Origin of the sequence: Prevotella sp. Sow4_E9_plate (assembly GCF_052116205.1) — a bacterium.
In the GTDB taxonomy this organism is placed as follows: domain Bacteria; phylum Bacteroidota; class Bacteroidia; order Bacteroidales; family Bacteroidaceae; genus Prevotella.
In genome coordinates, this window is the sequence record NZ_JBQKLN010000007.1 from 18,760 (window position 1) to 40,685 (window position 21,926).

Consider the following 21,926-nt stretch of genomic DNA (forward strand, 5'->3'; position numbering starts at 1 on the left):
GAATCGCATATTTTCTAACACTGAATATCCGTGTTTACGTCTGCCCAGTCATCGGCTCCTACGTCAAATCCGGCATCGTCCTTGATGCCTCCGGAATCCTCCGGAATGCCGAAATCAAAGTTCAATACCAGATGAACATTGCCTATATGGCCCTCTACAGGGAAGGAACGGACCTGCTGGGTTACGTCCTGCTCCAGAACATGCAACTTGCCCGTGCGACTCTTGATGTAGAGCTTGAACACATGGGGCTCGGTGCTCTTCTGGCGATAGCCGAAGGTGTAGAAGCCGCCCCTGATCTGACCGTCCTTTACCTCGCCGCCAAACAGCAGGCGCTCGGATGGAAAATCATCGGGCAACTCATCGTTTGCCAACAGCAGCGAACCCGACATTCCAGAAAGACTCGCCCTGATATCAGCCACTCTCTCAAGATGGCGGATGCCATGCACCTCGTAGGTGTATCGGCTCACCTTGTTCTCGGGATAGAGCGTGATGACCAGCTCGTCTTCCTTGCCATTGTCCTTGACCGAAACCGTTTCCAGATAGTAGCCGCACATCCACGGAGGAGTGATGCAGGCATGCTCGCCATCAGGCGTCTGAACGGAGCGGGTATAGGCGGTAAACTGCCAGAAACTGTCAGTATTCTTCCACAGAATGCCGTCGGCATCATAGTTGTAGCTCGCCACGGCATAGTCGTTGACTGGCAACGCTATCGTCCGGCCTTCACCATACGGGAAGTCGAATATCCAGGGATCACCTTTGCCTTGGAGAGGGAAGAAGATGACTCGCATTCCTTCCGGCTTCTCGAAGTCTGCCAGCTGTTCCCATTTCAGCACCACTCTGAGGGAGCGGAACTTGACGGTTTCGGGGAATTTGAGTTCCTTATGCTCGCAGGAAGTCAGGATAAGGGTGAGCAGGAGGATGAAAAATGTAAGGATTCTTCTAATCATCGCCACCTCCTTTCCAGTCTGTGGAATCCATCAGAAAAGAATTTTTCCTTCTGGATTTTCCCTGATTACAGTTCCCTTTGCCCAGGAGCCATACGAGGGATATTTCAGCCTTTGTAGGGCCTATCCATTGCCGTTTCTTCGTGGCTTGCCATACGTATTCACCGTCCTGTGGGAGATATTCGTGGTAGATTCCGCCCCAGTATCCGGCTCCGATAGTGAAATCGATGTTCCATCTTCGGGCGATGGGGAGGGAGTAGCCATATTCGGCTCCCACCACGTAGTTCATCTTGTCCCAGAGCGTGCCACCGGGCTTGCCGCCCATGTAGCCCCTTCCACCGGTTTCGAAATCGTAGGTGAAAATCTGGCCGTACACCCCGACATGATGCCCCGTGAGGGCTTTCCTTCGGGCTGCCTTTCCCAGCCATTTGCGCAAGGCAACATCACCACCGTAGGCTCGCCAGTACCAATGGCTACGGTCGTTGTTCCACCAGCCATACATGGCGTTGGCGGCAACCGTCCATCTCTTGCCGAGGTCGAATTCCACTCCTACGTTGGGAATCAGTAATGCGTCATATATTATGTTCGTCCGTACATCCATATTGAATGGTTTGTTCATCTTCACGGAGTCGTTCTCATGCTTGACATTCTGTGCTGGCGCTCTGCCGCCATATATTAAGAATGTGATGAGGAGAATATAATTGGTTATCCTGTTCATCATAAATTCTGAGAATTGTATATTTTTTACTGTTTTTATTCATTTTCGACTGCAAAGGTAAGAAAAGTTTGTAATATTTCCAAATTGTAATAGTTAATATTTTATAAAGAAAGTAGGATTGTTATTATTTGTTAAAAACGTTGCCTTTTTGGGAACAAAATTAGAGGGAAGTTAAAGGGAAGTTAAAGGGACAAATGTTCTAAGTTTTACGCCAGATAACTATTGTCTCTTAACTTCCCGAACGACCGTAGGGAGTGATAACTTCTTTAACTTCAATCAATTCCCACATATACGCCACTAGAATATTATTTCTTTTCCAGCTCCTGAAGGCTTTCCATTTTCTTGGATTCCAGGAACTCGTAGATGCCGCAGAGATGCTCACGGACGCGGCCGTGGCCGAATTCGTAGACCTTGCTGACAAGACCATCAAGGAAATCACGGTCGTGGCTCACCACGATGAGTGTACCGTCGAAATCCAGAAGCGCCTGCTTCAATACATCCTTCGTCTTCAGGTCGAGATGGTTGGTAGGCTCATCGAGAATCAGCAGGTTCACCGGCTCCAGCAGCAGCTTGAGGATGGCAAGACGGGTGCGCTCGCCACCCGACAACACCTTCACCTTCTTGGTAGAATCCTCGCCACCAAACATGAAGGCACCGAGCAGATCACGAATCTTGTTGCGGATTTCGCCCTTTGCAACATCGTCGATGGTCTGGAATACCGTAAGCTCGCCATCGAGCAGAGATGCCTGATTCTGAGCGAAATAGCCAATCTGGACATTATGTCCCAGCTCCAGTCTGCCTTCGTTCTGAAGCTGGCCCATGATGCATTTCACGAGCGTAGACTTACCCTCTCCGTTTCTTCCCACGAAGGCAATCTTGTCGCCTCGCTCCACGGTGAGGTTCACGCCGCTGAAAATCTGCTTGCCTTCGAACGACATCGCCACATCGCTCATCTGCACCGGATAGTTGCCGCTGCGTGGACTAGGCGGGAACTTGAGTCGCAGACGGCTGGTGTCCTCCTCATCCACCTCGATGAGTTCCAGTTTCTCCAGCATCTTCACGCGGCTCTGTACCTGTAAGGTCTTGGAATAGGTTCCCTTGAAGCGCTCGATGAAGTCCTTGGTCTCGGCTATCATCTTCTGCTGTTCCTCATATTTCTTCATCTGCTGCTCGCGGCGCTCCTTTCTGAGTTCCAGATACTGGCTGTAGGTAGCCTTGTAGTCGTAGATTCTGCCCATGGTCACCTCGATGGTTCTAGTCGTGATATCGTCAACGAATTTGCGGTCGTGGCTGATGACAACCACCGCCTTCGAACTGTTGATGATGAAGTCTTCCAGCCATCCGATAGATTCGATGTCGAGGTGGTTGGTCGGCTCATCGAGGAGCAGTACGTCGGGCGATTTCAGGAGCAGCTTAGCCAGTTCTATACGCATGCGCCATCCACCGGAGAACTCGCTGGTAGGGCGGTTGAAGTCGGAGCGTTCGAAACCCAGTCCGAGCAGCGTCTTCTCCACGTCTTCCTCGAAATGGGTCATATCGATGGCATAGAATTTTTCTGACAGAGAAGATACCTTTTCGATGAGCTGCATGTAGTCATCGCTGTCGTAGTCGGTACGTGTGGTGAGTTCGTTGTTGATGCGGTCGATTTCCGCCTGCATCTCGCGCAGATGGGCGAACGCCTGGCAAGTTTCCTCGAATACGGTGCGTCCGTCTTCGGTCATGAGATGCTGTGGCAGATAGGCGATGACGCAATCTTTCGGAGCCGAGACCGAGCCACGTGTGGCAGTTCTCACGCCTGCGATGATCTTGAGCAGGGTACTCTTTCCTGCGCCATTCTTTCCCATCAGGGCTATACGGTCCTTCTCATTGATCTGGAAGGAAATGTCTTTGAATAGGGTGGTGCCGCCAAATTCTACGGTCAATCCATCAACTGTAATCATATCTTTTTTCTTGTCCTAATGTTTATTTCTTCTGTTGATGCAAGCCATCAATCGGTGATATGATTGATGACCATTCCTGCGATTGCCATGCCGAAAGTGGCGGTGATGTGGCAGAGCGAACCGTTAATCTGCGCCTTTGTTGAGCACCATTCGTGTTCCACGAGTCGCTGGTCGCCAGGAGCATCATATACGGCAGTATCCGTGCCCCGCTCTCCGCTGAGCAGCTTTGCTTTCGGACATAGGCAGGCGCCCGTACCGCAGTCTTTGTTCACGCCCCTGTTCTGCATCGGCTTTTCCTCGCTGAAAACGCATTGGAACTTGCGACGGGGAAACGTCTTGTTCTTCTTGAATTTCTTGCGCAGGGCCCTTGCCAGCGGATCGCCATCCACCTTCCAGAACTCAGCCTTCCTCACCATGAACGGGTCGCTGCGCAGGGCTGCACCCATCGAAGAAATGAAGGTGATTTCCTTCGGAAGGGAAGTGGCACGGAGAATCAGATCTGCCTTGTCCTTCAGCGAGTCGATGGCATCGATGATGAAGTCGTATTCCTCCATGTGGAATTCGTCGGCTGTTTCCGCCTGATATATTTTCTGATAGGCGGTGATGTTGGCATCAGGGTTGATATCCAGCAGGCGCTGGCGCAGTGCATCCACCTTCACCTCGCCGATGGTGCGGCTGGTTGCCATCAGCTGGCGGTTGCAGTTGGTCACGCAGACGCGGTCGCTGTCCACGATGGTGATGTTCCTCACGCCGCTTCTCAGCAGTCCCTCAGCGCACCAAGACCCCACGCCTCCGATACCGAAGATGAGCACTCGTGCCGACTGTAATTTCTCAAGATTATCCTTTCCCAGGAGCAGTTCCGTTCGTCGCTGCATTCCCCGCTCCATTGCTGTTGTTTTATTTCCCATTCAATTGTCTTTTTATTATCTTTCAACCTTGCTTTGCGCAATTCCGGTGCAAAGATACAAATAATAATCCGAAAAGTAATCATCTGGCAGATTTTTTTGTTTCGGAAAATCTTCCTGTTACTCCTCAATCTGGGCGATGCGCCTGATGCTTCCGGTGCGCTGGCTGATGATGAGCGGCACCCGTTCTACCACCACCATGGAAGTATCCAGCCCCAAAGCCTTAGGCTCGTCGATGCCAATCTTGCTGATAATGGCGTAGATGCTCATCAGTAAATTCTGTTGACGATTATCTGAGCTCTCAGGGTAATAAACGCGGTGGATGATGATGAAACGGAAATCGCCCGGAATGCCGTTCTTGCGCAGCGATGGATAGGTGCTTCTCAAATCTACCTTCCTGCTTGCCACAAGATCTTCCACCACCTGGCGCAGATAGAGGCTCACCCTAGGCTCTATGCGGAAGCCAATGTGCATCGTCACGCTGTAGAGGGTGTCGGGAATCAGGGTCTCGCAGTTGTACTCCAGCGTATCAGGTGTGTCAACAAACTCCATGTTGATAAGCCAGTAATGGTCTGCACGTTTCGGCTGCTTGTTGATGATGGAGTAGAGCAGCTTGTCGTCTACGGTGCCTTCCTTGCTGGCGTGGTTTACATAAACCAGATTGGAAGCGTACTTGGGAATGCTCTCATCGGCCTTGATGTCGGAGATAATCTGATAATAATCATTCAGTGGCTTGGTGCTGATATAATGTCGGCGTATCTTCATGGCTCTCACCCACACATACATCATCAGGAAGAGGATTCCGCCTATGAGCATCGTACACCATCCTCCTGCGAGGAATTTTGACAGATTGGCTGCCAGGAAGATGGCTTCGATGGTGCAGTAAGCGCCCATAAACAGCATTGTGAAAATCCGCGCCACGCCCCTGCTGTGGAGGTAGAAACCGAGCAGCAGGGTGGTCATCAGCATGGTGATGGTGATGGCGAGACCGTAGGCTGCCTCCATGTGCGAGGAGTCGCGGAAGAGCAGGATGATGAACACCACGCCGATGTACATGGCGAGGTTGATCATCGGAATATAGAGCTGCCCCTTTAAATGGGTAGGATGCTTGATTCGCATGCGCGGCCAGAAGTGAAGGTTCATGGCTTCGCTCAGTATGGAGAAGGTTCCGCTGATGAGTGCCTGGCTCGCCACGATTGCCGCACCCGTGGCCATGATGATGGCGAAGAACAGCATGCTCTGCGGCATGATGGCAAAGAACGGATTCACGGCCATTGATGTATCCACATGATTGAGCACCCACGCACCCTGACCCAGATAGTTGAGAATGAGCATGGTCTTCACAAAGCCCCAGCTGATGGCGATATTCTTCCTGCCGCAATGACCCAGGTCGGAATAGAGAGCCTCGGCACCGGTGGTACAGAGAAATACGGCGCCCAGAATCAGGAACCACTCCGGCGATCTTGCCAGAAGCATGGCTGCATAATAGGGGTTGAACGCCTTCAGTATCAAGGGATAAGAGGTGATGCTGAACGCTCCCGTTACGCCCAGCAGCAGGAACCATAGCAGCATGAAGACACCAAACGACTTGCCAATGCTCTCTGTGCCAAAGCGTTGCACAAAGAAGATGATGGTGATGATGCCCAGTGTGATGGGGATGACTGGCAGGTGGGGACTGATGCTTTCGAGTCCTTCGATGGCTGTGGTCACGGTGATGGCAGGGGTGATGATTCCATCAGCCAGCAGTGTACTTGCTCCGATGATGGCAAGAATGTAAATCCACTTTCTCTTCATCTTGCGCAGCAGGGCGTAGAGGGCGAGGATGCCACCTTCGCCATTGTTGTCGGCGCGCAGCGCCACGCATACGTATTTGATGGTGGTCTGCAGGGTGAGTGTCCAGATGATGCAGGACAGTGCACCCAGGATGGTGCTTTCGCTGATGGTTTCGCCTGTATGCAGGATGGCCTTCATCACATAGAGGGGTGATGTTCCGATGTCTCCGAACACGATGCCCAGTGTGACGAGCAGCCCAAGGAAGCCTACCCGATGCGTGTTGCAGGCTACTGAACTTACTGTTTTTTCACTCATGTTACTTCTCTTTTTTTTTAAAATATTATCCTTTAAAATATTATCCTTTTGATTATAAATTTTGGTGCAAAGGTATAGCCATGCGAGATAATAATCGATTTATTTAACAAGAATTATCCAATTTAACATCTGATGAAGGTTATCACATGTACCCCCGTCAGGAAAATACAAAACCGGCTGATTTTTAGTGATGAGCCTAAAATCAGCCGGCTTTCAGAATGGAGAGGATATTAAGGACCTAAATTTACATGCAGATCGTTACTGCTATTACATGCAGCACATTACTGCTATTACATGCAGCTCGTTACTCCGAGCGATGCGGCTACTGCCGTTACGATTGACAACAAGATCTGAATGATTGTCTTCCAAGTTTCACGCTTCATTTTCATTTCATTAGTGATTATTTATTAGTGATTAACTGAACTTTCGCATATGGGGAAGTTAAGTGAAGTTAGGGAAGTTAGAAGGAACGACCGTAGGGAGTGATAACTTCTTTAACTTCAATCAATTCCCTCACTTGCGAAACTCGAATTTATTAGTGATTAATTCAGTTTCAGTACCTGAGCAAAGCCCCCGAAGGGGCTATGCCTAGAAGCCTACGTCACCACTATCGGTGTTACCGCCACCGCCTTCCTGGGTTCCGCCGCCTTCCTGAGAGCCGCCGCCCTCTTGAGTGCCGCCGCCACCCTGAGTGGTATCACCGGAGCCTGAGCCTCCGCCAGGAGTACCGGAGGTTCCGCCTCCTTCGCCGGCAACATACTCATCGTATGCCACGATCTTGGTGAGCTTCTTGAGCTCGGCATTACTCCAGTTCTTGGTATTTCTCACAATCAGGTGAACCCCCTGCACGCTTGCAGCCGTCACCTTCTCTCTGGTTTCCTCACCGCGCGAGGTCATACCGATGGAGAACAGGCCGAGGTCTGAGAGTCTCACGCTCTTGCCGTCGAGAATCAGCTCCTTCAGGCAGTCGAGGGTATCCATCAGCACTCCGTGGATGGTGCCTCGGCTGTAAGGCGAATTGTGTTCAGAGATGTGAGTTACGAAGTCCTCGAAGTTCATCTCTCGGTCGCTCACTGCAGTAGCATACCAGAGTTTCTTACCAGCGTTCTCACCACTTTGTGGGGTACGCATTACTTTACGATACTTACTAGTTCCAAGTCCCATAATCAATTAATTTTTAAAGGGGTTAATAATTCAGTTTTCAGTTCGTTCATCGGGCTGGCGCCTATCCCTCAGAACGTCCATGCAGTTGTCATATACCTGCATTTCGCCTGTCTTTCAACAGTGGAGCAGTCATCTCTTAACAACGGTGCAAAGAAAGTGCAAACGAGCGCAGAGTCAAGCTTGCTTGAACTATGCCGAGTGCAGCCTTTCTTCTAATGACAATGCAAAGATACGAAGATTTTCTGTATCTACCAAATTTTTGCATGTGATAAGGAGCGATTTTCAGCAACTTACGATTTGAAACTTAGTTAAAGAAATCAAACTCTATGTTTTGTGGGGCGCATCTCTATGTTTTGTGGCACAGAAAACTATGTTTTACCATATAAATCAGCATATTGCAAAGTAATACCCGTTTTCGGGAAACGTATTCAGTATTCAGTTATTCAGTTTTTTCGCTGTTGTTACAATTCTCTGTATAGATAGTATATTATATATATATATAAATATATATATATAATATAAAATAATTACTTACAATTTATAACTACAAAAAGGGTTACTATCGCGAAAAAAACTGAATAACTGAATACTGAATAACCTTTTAGGTACCATACGCCCTGGGTATCAAGGCAGCATAAGGGGAAGTATAATAGAGGAATGGAGCAGAAGATGACGAGAAAATTCCTGGATGAAATATCCCCTTTACTGAAGGTAGTACTAGTACGCGTACGTAGTACGTACTAGGTAAATATAAAAATATATTCGTATCTTTGCACCCGTAGTCAGACAACTAAAGTCTGGTTGCGGGCGTTTTTTGTTTATAGGAATCCGGTGCCGTTCCTGAAACAGAAATTTGGCGAATATCTCGCAGTCCAACCCTTTAACATTAAGAAAAATCGTGAGCGTAAGTTGTTTTGCAAGTGGGTCAAGGATTTTATCCAGCCTGTGATGGAGGACAAGGACAGCTCACCTATACCCAGGCTGAGATGGTGCGTCTGCAGGACGAAAATGTCGACGGAGCTGACGGAAAGCAAGGTGGAAAGGTGTTCAGTATTCAGTTATTCAGTTTTAAGAAGCTGTTATTTCGTTCCGACGGACTCGACCTGAGAGTTTTTAGCGTTTAATGGTTTGGAAACACTTAACATTCAGACTAATGGAAATAGTATTAAAGCGTATAGCTAAAAAAGAACTTATACATAGGCAGACTCTATCTGTTGGGCGTGCCGAATTTCGAGGGCATGGTGGTGGACTCCCGCATCTGACAGCATCAACTCATCAACGTCATGGAAGCGGCTCGCGACAGAGGCGAAAGTATCTGGATCACGATAATCTAGAAAAGATTATCTGGTGATAGCAAACAAAAGGAGGGTGTACCATTCAGAATGACACACCCTCAACATTTATACTTATCTGTTTGTTATCTCAAAGAAAATTACTTCTTGTTGATAGCGAGGTCGATAGCTACAGCGATAGCTACTGTAGCACCTACCATAGGGTTGTTACCCATACCGAGGAAGCCCATCATCTCTACGTGAGCAGGAACTGAAGAAGAACCTGCGAACTGAGCGTCTGAGTGCATACGACCCATTGTATCAGTCATACCGTAAGAAGCAGGACCTGCAGCCATGTTATCTGGGTGCAATGTACGACCTGTACCACCACCAGAAGCTACTGAGAAGTATGGCTTACCAGCAGCCACACGCTCCTTCTTGTATGTACCAGCTACTGGGTGCTGGAAACGTGTAGGATTGGTAGAGTTACCAGTGATAGATACGTCTACATCCTCGCTCCAGTTGATAGCAACACCCTCGCGAACGTCGTCAGCGCCGTAGCAGTTAACCTTAGCACGTGGACCGTCGCTGTAAGCGATGCGGTTAACAACCTTCAACTCACCTGTGTAGTAATCAAACTTTGTCTGAACGTATGTGAAACCGTTGATGCGGCTGATGATCTGAGCAGCATCCTTACCAAGACCGTTCAAGATAACGCGCAATGGGTTCTTGCGAACCTTGTTAGCCATCTCAGCAATCTTGATAGCACCCTCAGCAGCAGCGAAAGACTCGTGACCAGCCAAGAAAGCGAAGCACTGAGTCTCCTCACGGAGCAAACGAGCAGCCAAGTTACCGTGACCGAGACCAACCTTGCGGTCGTCAGCTACAGAACCAGGGATGCAGAAAGCCTGCAAACCGATACCGATAGCCTCAGCTGCATCAGCAGCAGTCTTAACACCTTTCTTGATAGCGATAGCAGCACCAGCTACATACGCCCACTTAGCGTTCTCGAAGCAGATACGCTGAGTATCTTCACACATCTGATAAGGGTCAACACCTGCGTCCTCGCAGATTTGATTAGCCTCTTCCAAGCTCTGAATACCGTTAGCATTAAGAGCAGCAAGAACCTGCTTCTCGCGACGTTCCTGACTTTCGTAACTTACTTTTCTAATCATATCTGTATCTCCTTATTATTCTTTACGTGGATCAATAGCTTTAACAACACCCTGCTCAGCAGTCGTACGACCGTAGCTACCTGTGAACTTCTTGACAGCCTCGTTAGCGTCCATACCGTTCTTGATAGCTTCCATCATCTTGCCGAGGTGAACATACTCGTAACCACAAACCTGGCTGTCCTTGTCGAGGAACTGCTTTGTGATGTAACCCTCTGTCAACTCGAGGTAACGTGTACCCTTAGCTACAGTACCATAGAGAGTACCTGTCTGTGAACGAAGACCCTTACCCAAGTCCTCAAGACCTGCACCGATAACGAGACCGCCCTCAGAGAAAGCGCTCTGGCTACGACCGTAAACAATCTGGAGGAAGAGCTCGCGCATAGCTGTATTGATAGCATCGCAAACGAGGTCAGTGTTCAAAGCCTCAAGAATAGTCTTGCCTGGGAGAATCTCAGAAGCCATAGCAGCTGAGTGAGTCATACCAGTACAACCGATGGTCTCAACAAGAGCTTCCTGGATAACGCCTTCCTTGATGTTCAAAGAGAGCTTGCAAGCACCCTGCTGAGGAGCACACCAACCCACACCGTGAGTATAACCAGAGATGTCTTTGATCTCTTTTGCCTGAATCCATTTTCCCTCTTCAGGAATTGGAGCTGGTCCGTGGTTAGGACCCTTAGCGACAACGCACATGTTGTCTACTTCTTTAGAATAGATCATATTCGCTAAATTTTATATTAATGAATATATATAAGTATAAATCCTTATAGTAATTTCACTTTGTTTGCTGAAACATCTGTCTTACGACATGATTTCCGACCACAAAAGTACAAAAAAAATCCGGAAAATACCTAAAAATGAGTATTCTTTTTAACTCTTTAACCTAATATTTAGATTTTTTCTTGGGTTTATGCACAATTTCATGTATCTTTGCAAACCAAAAATAGCAATTTTTGTAGATTATGATCGAAGTTAAGATAAAGGATGCCGTGCTTCAGCAGGCTGCCGAAGCGGGCATGGACGATTTTGTGACGGCGTTTGTAGATGCCATCCGGGAGGCGATAGGCGGGGAGCTTACTGCCCAGAACATGGCTGAGCTGAACAGCGACCAGATTACGCTCCTGGCGTGGGACACCCTGCATGAGGAGATGATGGATGGGGGCATGATACAGCTCATCCACAACGGCTATGGCGCCTTCCTATGGAAGAATCCTACGGACAAGGCGTTCCGCAACTGGGGGCTGGTGGAGCTGTCGAAGCTCATCAAGAAGAGCCATTTCCTATATAAGAGCCATCATGAGGACATCGAGGGCGAGATGAGCGATGAGGAATTCATGGCGCTCTACGAGAAGTTTCCGGAATTTGATGATTTCGACGATGAATTCGTTGAAAATGAGGAGGAATGGACCAGCAGGGTGGCGTTCTACATCGATGAGCATATCGAGAACTTCGGAACGATAGTTTAATTGTTTAGTGTTTAATGATTACTTTTTAATTATTCATTATTCATTATAAATTATACATTATTATATATATATGAACAAGCAAGAACAGGAACTCCGAAAGAAGAGTCCGATACAGATACGCAACAAGAAGGCTTCGTTCGAATACTTCTTCGTTGACACCTATACCGCGGGCATCGTGCTCACGGGTACTGAGATTAAGTCTATCCGCGGTGGTAAGGCATCGCTGGTAGACTGTTACTGCGATTTCTATCAGGGCGAGCTCTGGGTGAAGGGAATGAACATCTCTCCCTACTTCTACGGCTCGTTCGGCAACCACGAGGCGCGCAGAGACCGCAAGCTGCTCCTTACCAAGCGCGAACTGCGCCGACTGGAAGAGGACAGCAAGCAGCCGGGCTTCACCATCGTCCCTACGCTCATCTTCATCGATGACAAGGGCCGTGCCAAGGTGGATATCGCCCTCTGTAAGGGTAAGAAGGAGTATGACAAGCGTCAGACTCTGAAGGAGAAAGAGGACAGAAGAGAAATGGATAGAGCCATTAAGCACTTTTAAGACTTTGAACGTTGAGATTTGAACGTTGAACTTTATGAAATGCATCTTTTAATGATGTTAGTCATTTCGGGCGGTTCTTTTCTCGATGTTTAAATACTCTTCATTATTTAAGTTTTTAGGATAATATGACAAATCATAAAGTTCAAAGTTCAAAGTTCAAAGCTCAATGTGAAAAGAAGATTCTGATTCTTGACGGTGCCATGGGTACGGAGATTCAGAAATATAATCTGACCGAGGATGACTTCCGAGGTGAGCGGTTCCGTGATGTACCGGGAATGATGAAGGGCAACAACGACATGCTCAACATCACCCGACCTGATGTCATCTCGGACATCTACCGACGCTACCTGGAGGCTGGCGCCGATATCATCACAGCCAATACCTTCTCGTGCCAGCGCATCTCGCAGGCGGATTATCACCTGGAAGACTGCGCCCGCGAGATGGCGTTCGAGGGCGCACGACTGGCGCGCATCGAATGTGATAAGTTTTCTACACCCGACAAGCCACGCTTCGTTGCCGGAGACGTGGGACCAACCAACAAGACTTGCTCCATGAGTCCGGACGTCAGCAACCCTGCCGCCCGCGAGATTACATACGATGAACTCTTCACCGATGTCTGCGAACAGGTGGATGGTCTCATAGAGGGTGGCGCGGACGTGATTCTCATCGAAACCATCTTTGATACGCTCAACTGCAAGGCGATGATTGATGCTGCCATCACCATGATGAAGAAGCATGGGGTGGAGCTGCCTATCATGATCAGTCTGACGGTGAGCGACCTGGCTGGAAGAACCCTGAGCGGTCAGACGGTGGATGCTTTCCTAGCCTCGCTCTCGCCTTATCCTATCTTCTCCGTGGGCATGAACTGCGCCTTCGGTGCGTCTCAGATGAAGCCGTTTATCGAGCATCTTGCCAAGGTGGCACCTTATTATATCAGTGCCCATCCTAATGCCGGCCTGCCTAACGAAATGGGCGAATATGACGAGACGGCTGAGTCGATGGCTCCGAAAATCGCCGAATTCATCGATGAAGGCATCGTGAACATCATCGGCGGCTGCTGTGGCACAAGTCCCGAATTCATCGCTCATTATGCCCGGTTGGCTGAAGGAAAGAAGCCGCATCAGGTGGTGGAGAAGCCTAAGTATATGTGGCTCTCGGGACTGGACCTCCTGCAGGTGGATGACTCCGTTCATCTGCCGGTGGACGCCAGCAGGTTCGTGAACGTGGGTGAGCGCTGTAACGTGGCTGGTAGCAGGAAGTTCCTGCGTTTGATTAATGAAAAAGGTTATGAGGAAGCCATCGGTATCGCACGCAAGCAGGTGGCTGACGGAGCTGCCGTGGTAGACGTCAATATGGACGACGGACTGCTGGATGCGAAGGCTGAGATGGTGAACTTCCTCAATATGATAGCGGCTGAGCCGGAGATAGCCAAGGTTCCGGTGATGATTGACTCCTCTAAATGGGAGGTGATCCTGGCTGGACTGAAATGCTGTCAGGGCAAGTGCATCGTCAATTCCATCTCGCTGAAGGAGGGTGAGGAGGTATTTCTCTCGCATGCCAGGGACGTGATGCGATATGGCGCTGCCGTGGTGGTGATGTGCTTCGATGAAGTGGGTCAGGCAACTACCTTTGAGCGCCGCATCGAGATAGCCGAGCGTGCTTACCGACTGCTGGTGGACAAGCTGGGCATGAATCCGCTCGACATCATCTTTGACCCTAACGTACTCGCCATCGCTACGGGTATGGAGGAACACGACAACTATGCCGTGGAATTCATCCGTGCCACCGAGTGGATTCATCAGAATCTGCCTGGGGCCCACGTGAGCGGTGGAGTCAGCAACCTCTCGTTCTCGTTCCGTGGCAATACCTATATCCGTGAAGCCATCCATTGCGTCTTCCTGCATCACGCCCAGAAAGTGGGCATGGACTTCGGTATCGTAAATGCCAAAGCCAGAATGGATTATGACAAGATACCTAAAGAACAGCTTGAACTCATCGAGGACGTGGTGCTGAACCGCAGAAAGGGTGCTGCCGATGACCTTATCGAGCTGGCTGCCGAAATCAAGGCGAAGGCAGATGCTGCCAAGGCAGCTGCCAAGGCTGGCGGTGCTCCGGTGAAGAAACCGGCGGCTCCGGAATGGAGAAAACAGCCTGTAGAAGAGCGGTTGAAGTATGCGCTGCAGAAGGGCATCACCGAGTTCCTGCAGCCGGATATCGACGAGGCTCTGCAGAAATATCCGCATGCCGTGAACGTTATCGAGGGTCCGCTGATGGACGGTATGAACCTTGTTGGCGAACTCTTCGGCAGGGGCGAAATGTTCCTGCCTCAGGTTGTGAAGACCGCACGTACGATGAAATCGGCGGTTTCTATCCTCCAGCCTCATATCGAGGCAGAGAAACAGGGTGGCAGCACCTCGGCTGGCAAGATACTGATGGCTACGGTGAAGGGCGACGTCCACGACATCGGCAAGAACATCGTATGCGTGGTGATGTCGTGCAACAACTTCGAAATCATCGACCTGGGCGTCATGGTTCCTGCAGAACAGATCGTGAAGAAGGCGATAGAGGAAAAGGTGGATGCCATAGGACTGAGCGGCCTGATTACGCCATCGCTCGAGGAGATGGTTCATGTGGCGAAGGAAATGCAGAAGGCGGGGCTTCGTATCCCTATCATGGTGGGTGGAGCCACGACGAGCGAGCTTCATGTGGCGCTGAAGATAGCCCCGGTTTACGACGGTCCGGTTATCTGGGTGAAGGATGCTTCGCTCAATGCCGGCATCTGCACCCGTTTCCTCAACGAGACCGAATGCCCTAAGTTCGTGGCAGAGCTGGATGAGCGCTATGAGCGCCTCCGCAACGAATATCACGAGCAGCAGGCCAAGATAGCATCGCTTGAAGAAGCAAGAAAGAACAAGCTGGAGCTGTTCTAAAAGATAAGAATACAAATGTTTTTAGGATAATTATGATCAAGACAGTTATTTTTGATATGGGTGGCGTTATCATCACCCTCGACGAGAATAAGGCAGGCAAACGTTTTGTTGAGTTGGGAATGAAGGAGTTTGCCGAGAAGATGGACCCCTACAAGCAGGTGGGCTTGAACGGCCAGCTGGAAGAGGGAAAAATCTCTGAAGAAGAATATCGCCGGATGGTGAGCGAAAAGCTGGGCAGAGAGGTGAGCTTCGAAGAGCTGCAGCACTGCTGGCTGGGCTATATGAAAGAGGTGCCAGCCCGCAATCTCATGGCGCTCAGAAAACTGAAGGAGCAGGGCTATCGCGTGGTGCTCCTCAGCAATACCAATCCCTACGTATCGGCTTGGGTAGACAGCGAGGCGTTCTCCGGCGACGGTCATCCTATCGGTGACTATTTTGATGCGATGTATCGCAGCTATGAGGTGAAATACATGAAGCCGGACGAGAACTTCTTCCGCTATGTGCTGGGGCAGGAGAAGACGATGCCCGAGGAATGTCTCTTCATCGATGACGGTCCACGTAACTGCTGCGCTGCCTCGGAACTGGGCTTGTTCACCTATTGTCCGCAGAACGGGGAAGACTGGTGCGACAAGATCTACGATTATCTGAAGTAACGTTTTGGGTATCGAATTGATGTAACAGTTTATGGTGATTATTTGCAGTCCGATTGCAAATAATTACCATTTTATTTTGCATTCTGCAATAAATGATGTACTTTTGCATTCGCAAATTTAAAATAACAAGACAATGGTTAAGAAAAAGAGATGGCATTGCTTGCCTGGACAGCCTCTTACTGAGCTCGACAAGCAGGTGATGTTTTGGGAAAATAAGGGTAAGCTGGTTCCTACCCGTGACTTGATTAAGACTCCTGAGCAGATTGAGGGCATCCGCAAGAGCGGTGTCGTCAATACCGGTTGTCTCGACGCTGTAGCCGAGATCATCCGTCCGGGTATCAATACACAGGAAATCGATGACCTTTGCATGCAGTACTGCAAGGATCATGATGCGATTCCTGCCTGCCTCAACTATGAAGGCTATCCTAAGAGCGTATGTACTTCTATCAACGAGGTGGTTTGCCATGGTATTCCTAAGGAAGAGGATGTGCTCGAAGAGGGCGACATCATCAATGTGGACATGACTACCATCGTGGACGGTTACTATGCTGATGCCAGCCGTATGTTTATCGTAGGCGGCAAGACTACTCCTGAGAAGGAGCAGCTGGTGCGCGTGGCTAAGGAGTGTCTGGAGATTGGTATGGAGGCTGCCAAGCCTTACAGCTTCGTAGGCGACATCGGCCATGCCATCGAGAAGCATTGCAGGAAGTATGGTTATGGCGTGGTTCGTGATCTTTGCGGTCACGGTGTAGGTTGCAAGTTCCATGAGGAACCTGAAGTGCTCCACTATGGTCATCGCGGTACCGGCATGCTGCTTGTTCCAGGTATGGTATTCACTATTGAGCCAATGATCAATATGGGAACCTGGCAGGTGTTCATCGATGCTGACGATCCATACGGATGGGAGGTTATCACCGGTGACGAGAAACCATCTGCACAGTGGGAGCATACCCTCGTGATGACAGAGACCGGTGTGGAGATTCTTACACATTAAAACAAGGGGCATGAGCCCGATAGAATTATGGAAGAAAAAAAGGATATATATATATTAGGTATAGAGAGCAGCTGCGACGATACCTCTGCCGCAGTGCTCAAGAACGGAGTATTGCTGAGCAATGTGACCGCTTCCCAGGAAGTTCACAGAGCTTACGGCGGTGTGGTACCTGAGCTGGCTTCACGCGCTCATCAGCAGAATGTGGTTCCTGTCGTAGACCAGGCCATCGCCCGTGCCGGCATCACGAAGGAAGATCTTTCTGCCGTAGCCTTCACCCGTGGTCCGGGATTGATGGGTTCGCTCCTCGTGGGTGTGAGCTTTGCCAAGGGTTTCGCCCGTTCGCTCAATATTCCAATGATTGACGTGAACCACCTGCAGGGTCATGTGATGGCGCATTTCATCAAGGAGAGCGATGACGACCAGAGTGCTCCTCCATTCCCATTCATCTGCCTCCTCGTGAGCGGTGGAAATTCGCAGATTGTGAAGGTGAACGCCTACAACGACATGGAAGTGCTCGGACAGACCATCGATGATGCGGCTGGCGAGGCTATCGACAAGTGTGCCAAGGTGCTGGAGTGGGGCTATCCGGGTGGTCCTATCGTAGACAAGTATGCCCGCCAGGGTAATCCGAAGGCTTTCAGCTTCTCTGAACCTCACATCCCTGGCTTGAACTACAGTTTCTCCGGCTTCAAGACCAGTTTCCTCTACAGTCTGCGCAAGTGGGTGGCTGCGGATCCTGACTTCGTAGAGAAGAACAAGTTCGACCTGGCTGCAAGCATCGAGTTTACCATCGTGGATATCCTGATGAAGAAGCTCCGCATGGCTGTGAAGCAGACGGGCATCAAGCATGTGGCTGTGGCTGGTGGCGTAAGTGCCAACAACGGTCTCCGCAATGCCTTCCGCGATCATGCCAAGCGCTTTGGCTGGACCATCTATATCCCTAAGTTCAGCTATACCACCGATAATGCGGCGATGATTGGCTGCGTGGGCACTTTCAAGTATCGTGACGGTGAGTTCGCTACCATCGATTTGCCGGCTTATTCAAAAGTAACGTTTAAGTAAGTTATACATTATATATTTGTATTTAGAATGGAATTTGAAACAAAGATATTGAGTAAGGGCATTCAGGAGATGCTCTACAACAGTGACAAGACAGTGGGTACAGCAGAGAGCTGCACAGGTGGTCGTATCGCCGAGGCAATCATCTCAGTACCAGGTGCCAGCAATTACTTCAAGGGTGGCGTAGTAAGCTATACCAACGAGGTGAAGGAGAATCTCCTGGGCGTGAGCCATGAGGTGCTGGAGGAGCAGACTGCCGTTTGCGAGGAAGTGGCTAGAGAGATGGTGCTGGGTACCATCAAGACCCTGAATGTAGACTTCGCCATTTCAGCCACAGGTTGCGCTGGTCCTACCGGTGGTACTCCAGCCATTCCAGTGGGAACTATCTATGTAGGTTATGGCAACAAGGATGACGTTCGCGTGGTAAAACTCACCGAAGATTTCGGACGGGACATCAACCTTGCAATTGCCACAAATACAGCGCTTAAGGGCATGCTGGATTTCCTCAAGGAACATGCAGAAGAACTGAAAAAAGAGGCATAAATTGCTAATTTTGGCAGATAAAGTATTAATAATCCTTAAAAGACACCGTTCTTTTAGGGATTATTTTGTTATTACCGAATTATTTTGTAATTTTGCACTCTGTTTGGAATAGGTAATAATTAACGAATTAGAAAATTAAAGATAGAAATGTCTAAGATTTGTCAAATTACAGGTAAGAAGGCACAGTTAGGTTGTAATGTGTCTCACTCAAAGCACCGTACAAAGAGAAGCTTTGACGTTAACCTCTTCAGCAAGAAATTCTACTATGTAGAGGAGGGTTGCTGGATTAGCCTCAAGATCAGTGCTGCTGGTCTTCGTCTTATTAACAAAGTAGGTCTTGACGCTGCACTTAATCAGGCAGTGAAGAAGGGCTATGTAGATTGGAAGGACATTAAAGTTATAGGAGAATAAATATCATGGCAAAGAAAGCAAAAGGTAATAGAGTACAGGTTATCCTCGAGTGCACTGAACATAAGAACAGTGGTATGCCAGGTACAAGTCGTTACGTGACTACTAAGAATCGTAAGAACACTCCTGAGCGTCTTGAGTTGATGAAGTACAACCCAATCCTTAAGAAGATGACTCTTCACAAGGAGATTAAGTAAGCTAGCTTACAAGTTTATAAACAATTTTATCAATTTTAATAGACTATGGCAAAGAAAGCGGTCGCTACCCTCCACGAAGGTAACATGGATGGTCGCGCATATACAAAGGTTATCAAGATGGTTAAGAGCCCTAAGACTGGTGCTTATGTTTTCGATGAGAAGATGGTACCTAACGAGGCTGTTAAGGATTTCTTCAAGGACTAATCTCAAGCTATTGAGTATTCAGTTCATCTGAAGAAGATATAAAATTTAAAAAGGATTGCATTCTTCATCATGAAGTTTGCAATCCTTTTTTTTTGTTTCCTATATTCTTGTTTCTATTTCTTCTTTACTCCTCTTACTGCTTCGCTTTCCAGCGGGTTCTCAGGCCAGAAATGCTTCGGATATCGGCGCTTGAGCTCCTTGCGCACTTCGAAGTAGGTTCCTTCCCAGAAACTGTGGAGATCCTGAGTCAACTGCACCGGCTTGAATCCAGGTGAAAGCAACTCCATCAGCAGCGGCTGCTTGCCATCATTCACCGTCGGCGTCTCTGTCATTCCGAAGCATTCCTGCAGACGCACACTCAGAACAGGGGCTTCTGCGCCCTGGCGGTAGTCGATGCGGATGTTGCTGCCCGAAGGAACACGGAGGTGGGTAGGGGCGAGGCGCTCTATCTCCTGCTGAACATCGTATGGGATGAGTGCCCACAAGGCTTCCTCAAGATTGATTTTCTTCATCTCGCTGATGCTGGTCCTCACGCGCCCTGCATCCTCCAGATAGAAAGGGAGCCAGTCGGCAGCGGTCGATAGGAGTTTTTCTGTTGAAAGGTCGGGTATCTCCAATTCGGGATGCCATTCGCTCACCTTCGCTACACGTCGCTGCAGGCGCTGTACGCTTTCGTTCCAGTCGAACATGCTGAGTCCGTCTTTTCTGGCTGCGGTACAGATGATATCGATGATCTGCTGCTTATCCGCATTCTGAATCGGCTTGCTGTCAATCACCAGCTTGCCTATGCGTTGTTCCATCTGCATCTTCACCATTCCTGCTTTACTGTCCCAGGAGATGTTTTCAACCTCCGTAAATGGCAGGTCTCTGACAGCGACGGGAGCGCAGAGGAAAACTTTTCCTTTGCCACCGGCATCGTTACCGGAAGCAGATTTACCGGAAACAGATTTGCCGGATGCAGATTCGTTGCAGCTGGCAGAATTGAGCGAAGCGATGGCTATCCATTCCTGTGCAGACATCGCATCAGACTTGTCGATGAAGACCGTATTGCCGTTTGCCATGCGAAAATTGCCAATATTATCCACCGCCCTGGCGATGCGCTCCGGATAAGCCTGGGCTATCAGACTGCCCACTTCCTCAGCATCTATCTCTCCATTATCTTCCTTGATTCTAAGCATTCTGCGGTATTCCTGCGCAATCTGTGCGATGCGGTTCCATCTTCCCAGATTCGATTTCCTGCGCTGCGAACGAAGGATGGAGATTCTTAAGGCGATATCCGTATCAGAAGATTCGCTCATCGGGTCTTTCTCTTCCAATAGCGCTGCAATATCGCAGGCCAAAGCTGCAGAATTTCTGTTCAGCATCATGCGGGCAATGCGTGGATGACAGGGTAGGGATGCCATTTCCTTGCCAAGAGCTGTGATGCTTCCATCTTCCCGAATGGCTCTGAGAGAAACGAGTAAACTCTTTGCTGACAGCAGATTAGCGGTAGGTGGCTGAGTGAACCAGGGTAGGGATTCAGGGTTGTTTTCTCCAAAGGCAGCAATATCCAGAACCATTGAAGCGAGATCTGCATCTTCTATTTCCGGACGGCGCTGATCTTCCATCAGATGTTCTGAGGTCTGCGTCCAGAGACGGTAGCAGATACCTTCAGCTACTCGTCCGGCACGACCTCTTCGCTGGGTAGCCATATCCTTGCTGATTCGTACAGTCTTCAGCTGGCTGAGTCCGGTTCGGTTATCATAGACCAGCTTTCTGCAGAGTCCGGAATCAACCACGATTCTCACGCCCTCAATAGTAAGCGAAGTTTCGGCGATAGGGGTTGCAAGAACGATTTTTCGGCTTCCTTCCTGTGAGGGAGCAATGGCGCTTCGCTGCTTCTCCGGCGAGAGATTGCCGTAAAGCGGATAGACGGTTGTGGCTGCCCACATATTATCAGCAGAAGAATCATCAGCCTTGGCTATTATCCCGTTTAACATTTCTTCGCATTTCAGGATTTCTCCCTGGCCAGGAAGAAACGCCAGAATATCGCCTTGATGATCGTGATGGGCCCTGACAATCGTGGCAACCATCTCCTGAACCATATCGTATGTGTTGACATCATCGGCTGCATAGACGGTTTCTACCGGAAACATCTTACCTTGGCTTTCTATGAGTGGTGCCCGGAGCGTTTGGCAAATGGCGGTTGTATCAATCGTTGCAGACATGATAACCAACTTTAAATCCGGTCGGATAATCTCCTGAGCTTGTCGGGTCAAGGCAAGCGCCAGATCTGAATTGATACTTCGCTCATGAAATTCGTCAAAGATGACGATGCTGACGCCATCCAACGTGGGATCATTCACCAGCATACGCGTGAGGATTCCTTCAGTGAGAACTTCGATGCGAGTATCTTTAGACGTCTTATTTTCGAAGCGTACGCGATAGCCAACCGTCTTGCCAACAGATTCGCCCAAAATACTGGCCATTCGTTCAGCTATCTGACGAGCAGCCAGCCGGCGCGGTTCCAACATGAGAATCTTGCCATTGCATGCGTTGAGAATGGTAAGTGGCAGCAAGGTTGATTTGCCGGCACCAGGTGGTGCAGTAATGACGAGATTGGATGATTCCGCCAATTTCTGATTGACTGCATCGGCAATCTGGTATGCAGGCAAATTTCCTGCCTGACTGAAAAGTCTATCAGTGTTCATATCGTTTATACTAATCTAAAATTACATTCT

General features: G+C 49.2%; 20 protein-coding genes and 1 pseudogene. 11 read left to right on the top strand and 10 right to left on the bottom strand.

Annotated elements, in window-relative coordinates; translation table 11 throughout:
* Positions 1–14: 14 nt before the first annotated feature.
* The 7 genes and pseudogenes from ACTQ53_RS04220 to ACTQ53_RS04250 form a co-directional block, all read right to left on the bottom strand.
* Positions 15–947 carry a DUF5119 domain-containing protein gene (locus ACTQ53_RS04220; RefSeq protein WP_441932179.1) on the bottom strand — a complete coding sequence of 311 codons (933 nt, stop codon included), beginning with the start codon at positions 945–947 and terminating at the stop codon, positions 15–17.
* A pseudogene (locus ACTQ53_RS04225) lies at positions 940–1,539 on the bottom strand (DUF3575 domain-containing protein); the annotation flags it as partial. The pseudogene ACTQ53_RS04225 and the gene ACTQ53_RS04220, both read right to left, overlap by 8 nt.
* 428 nt (positions 1,540–1,967) lie before the next feature.
* A complete protein-coding gene (locus ACTQ53_RS04230) occupies positions 1,968–3,602 on the bottom strand; it encodes an ABC-F family ATP-binding cassette domain-containing protein (protein ID WP_441932180.1) in 1,635 nt (544 codons plus the stop codon).
* 47 nt (positions 3,603–3,649) lie between these two features.
* Positions 3,650–4,510 carry a tRNA threonylcarbamoyladenosine dehydratase gene (locus tag ACTQ53_RS04235; protein WP_441932181.1) on the bottom strand — a complete coding sequence of 287 codons (861 nt, stop codon included), beginning with the start codon at positions 4,508–4,510 and terminating at the stop codon, positions 3,650–3,652.
* Positions 4,511–4,627: 117 nt separating this feature from the next.
* The gene (locus ACTQ53_RS04240; protein WP_441932182.1) at positions 4,628–6,595 is read right to left on the bottom strand and encodes a KUP/HAK/KT family potassium transporter; all 1,968 of its coding nucleotides are present in this window, start codon (positions 6,593–6,595) and stop codon (positions 4,628–4,630) included.
* Positions 6,596–6,885: 290 nt separating this feature from the next.
* The gene (locus tag ACTQ53_RS04245; RefSeq protein WP_441932183.1) at positions 6,886–6,984 is read right to left on the bottom strand and encodes a smalltalk protein; all 99 of its coding nucleotides are present in this window, start codon (positions 6,982–6,984) and stop codon (positions 6,886–6,888) included.
* A gap of 199 nt (positions 6,985–7,183) precedes the next feature.
* On the bottom strand, positions 7,184–7,759 hold the full coding sequence (locus ACTQ53_RS04250; protein ID WP_441932184.1) for an HU family DNA-binding protein: 576 nt from the start codon (positions 7,757–7,759) through the stop codon (positions 7,184–7,186).
* Positions 7,760–8,679: 920 nt separating this feature from the next.
* Here ACTQ53_RS04250 and ACTQ53_RS04255 point away from each other — a divergent pair.
* Positions 8,680–8,883, top strand: coding sequence for a hypothetical protein (locus ACTQ53_RS04255; protein ID WP_441932185.1), 204 nt, complete (start codon positions 8,680–8,682; stop codon positions 8,881–8,883).
* Between the two features lie 308 nt (positions 8,884–9,191).
* Here the strand turns inward: ACTQ53_RS04255 and ACTQ53_RS04260 are convergent, their stop codons facing one another.
* Both ACTQ53_RS04260 and ACTQ53_RS04265 read right to left on the bottom strand, forming a co-directional pair.
* Complete coding sequence (locus ACTQ53_RS04260) at positions 9,192–10,205, bottom strand: GGGtGRT protein (protein ID WP_295023261.1); 1,014 nt, start codon at positions 10,203–10,205, stop codon at positions 9,192–9,194.
* Between the two features lie 15 nt (positions 10,206–10,220).
* Positions 10,221–10,922 carry an iron-sulfur cluster assembly scaffold protein gene (locus ACTQ53_RS04265; RefSeq protein ID WP_006849036.1) on the bottom strand — a complete coding sequence of 234 codons (702 nt, stop codon included), beginning with the start codon at positions 10,920–10,922 and terminating at the stop codon, positions 10,221–10,223.
* Between the two features lie 242 nt (positions 10,923–11,164).
* On the opposite strand from ACTQ53_RS04265, the gene ACTQ53_RS04270 reads away from it, so the two are divergent.
* From ACTQ53_RS04270 to ACTQ53_RS04315, 10 genes are all read left to right on the top strand, one after another.
* Positions 11,165–11,668 (top strand): DMP19 family protein, encoded by a 504-nt coding sequence (locus ACTQ53_RS04270; RefSeq protein WP_441932186.1) that lies wholly within the window; start codon positions 11,165–11,167, stop codon positions 11,666–11,668.
* A gap of 70 nt (positions 11,669–11,738) precedes the next feature.
* Positions 11,739–12,218 carry an SsrA-binding protein SmpB gene (gene smpB / locus ACTQ53_RS04275; RefSeq protein WP_153126182.1) on the top strand — a complete coding sequence of 160 codons (480 nt, stop codon included), beginning with the start codon at positions 11,739–11,741 and terminating at the stop codon, positions 12,216–12,218.
* Between the two features lie 125 nt (positions 12,219–12,343).
* Positions 12,344–15,148, top strand: coding sequence for a methionine synthase (gene metH / locus ACTQ53_RS04280; protein WP_441932188.1), 2,805 nt, complete (start codon positions 12,344–12,346; stop codon positions 15,146–15,148).
* Between the two features lie 32 nt (positions 15,149–15,180).
* On the top strand, positions 15,181–15,801 hold the full coding sequence (locus tag ACTQ53_RS04285) for an HAD family hydrolase (RefSeq protein WP_217761486.1): 621 nt from the start codon (positions 15,181–15,183) through the stop codon (positions 15,799–15,801).
* Positions 15,802–15,934: 133 nt separating this feature from the next.
* A complete protein-coding gene (map, locus tag ACTQ53_RS04290) occupies positions 15,935–16,795 on the top strand; it encodes a type I methionyl aminopeptidase (protein WP_441932189.1) in 861 nt (286 codons plus the stop codon).
* Positions 16,796–16,822: 27 nt separating this feature from the next.
* Complete coding sequence (gene tsaD, locus ACTQ53_RS04295; protein ID WP_153126174.1) at positions 16,823–17,857, top strand: tRNA (adenosine(37)-N6)-threonylcarbamoyltransferase complex transferase subunit TsaD; 1,035 nt, start codon at positions 16,823–16,825, stop codon at positions 17,855–17,857.
* A gap of 27 nt (positions 17,858–17,884) precedes the next feature.
* Positions 17,885–18,397 carry a CinA family protein gene (locus ACTQ53_RS04300; RefSeq protein ID WP_294971280.1) on the top strand — a complete coding sequence of 171 codons (513 nt, stop codon included), beginning with the start codon at positions 17,885–17,887 and terminating at the stop codon, positions 18,395–18,397.
* 147 nt (positions 18,398–18,544) lie between these two features.
* On the top strand, positions 18,545–18,808 hold the full coding sequence (gene rpmB, locus ACTQ53_RS04305) for a 50S ribosomal protein L28 (protein ID WP_006849044.1): 264 nt from the start codon (positions 18,545–18,547) through the stop codon (positions 18,806–18,808).
* Between the two features lie 5 nt (positions 18,809–18,813).
* On the top strand, positions 18,814–19,002 hold the full coding sequence (rpmG, locus tag ACTQ53_RS04310) for a 50S ribosomal protein L33 (RefSeq protein ID WP_006849045.1): 189 nt from the start codon (positions 18,814–18,816) through the stop codon (positions 19,000–19,002).
* Positions 19,003–19,047: 45 nt separating this feature from the next.
* Positions 19,048–19,206 carry a DUF4295 domain-containing protein gene (locus ACTQ53_RS04315; protein WP_006849046.1) on the top strand — a complete coding sequence of 53 codons (159 nt, stop codon included), beginning with the start codon at positions 19,048–19,050 and terminating at the stop codon, positions 19,204–19,206.
* 113 nt (positions 19,207–19,319) lie between these two features.
* On the opposite strand, the gene hrpB is transcribed toward ACTQ53_RS04315, so the two are convergent.
* Complete coding sequence (gene hrpB / locus ACTQ53_RS04320) at positions 19,320–21,896, bottom strand: ATP-dependent helicase HrpB (RefSeq protein WP_441932190.1); 2,577 nt, start codon at positions 21,894–21,896, stop codon at positions 19,320–19,322.
* Positions 21,897–21,926 lie beyond the last annotated feature (30 nt).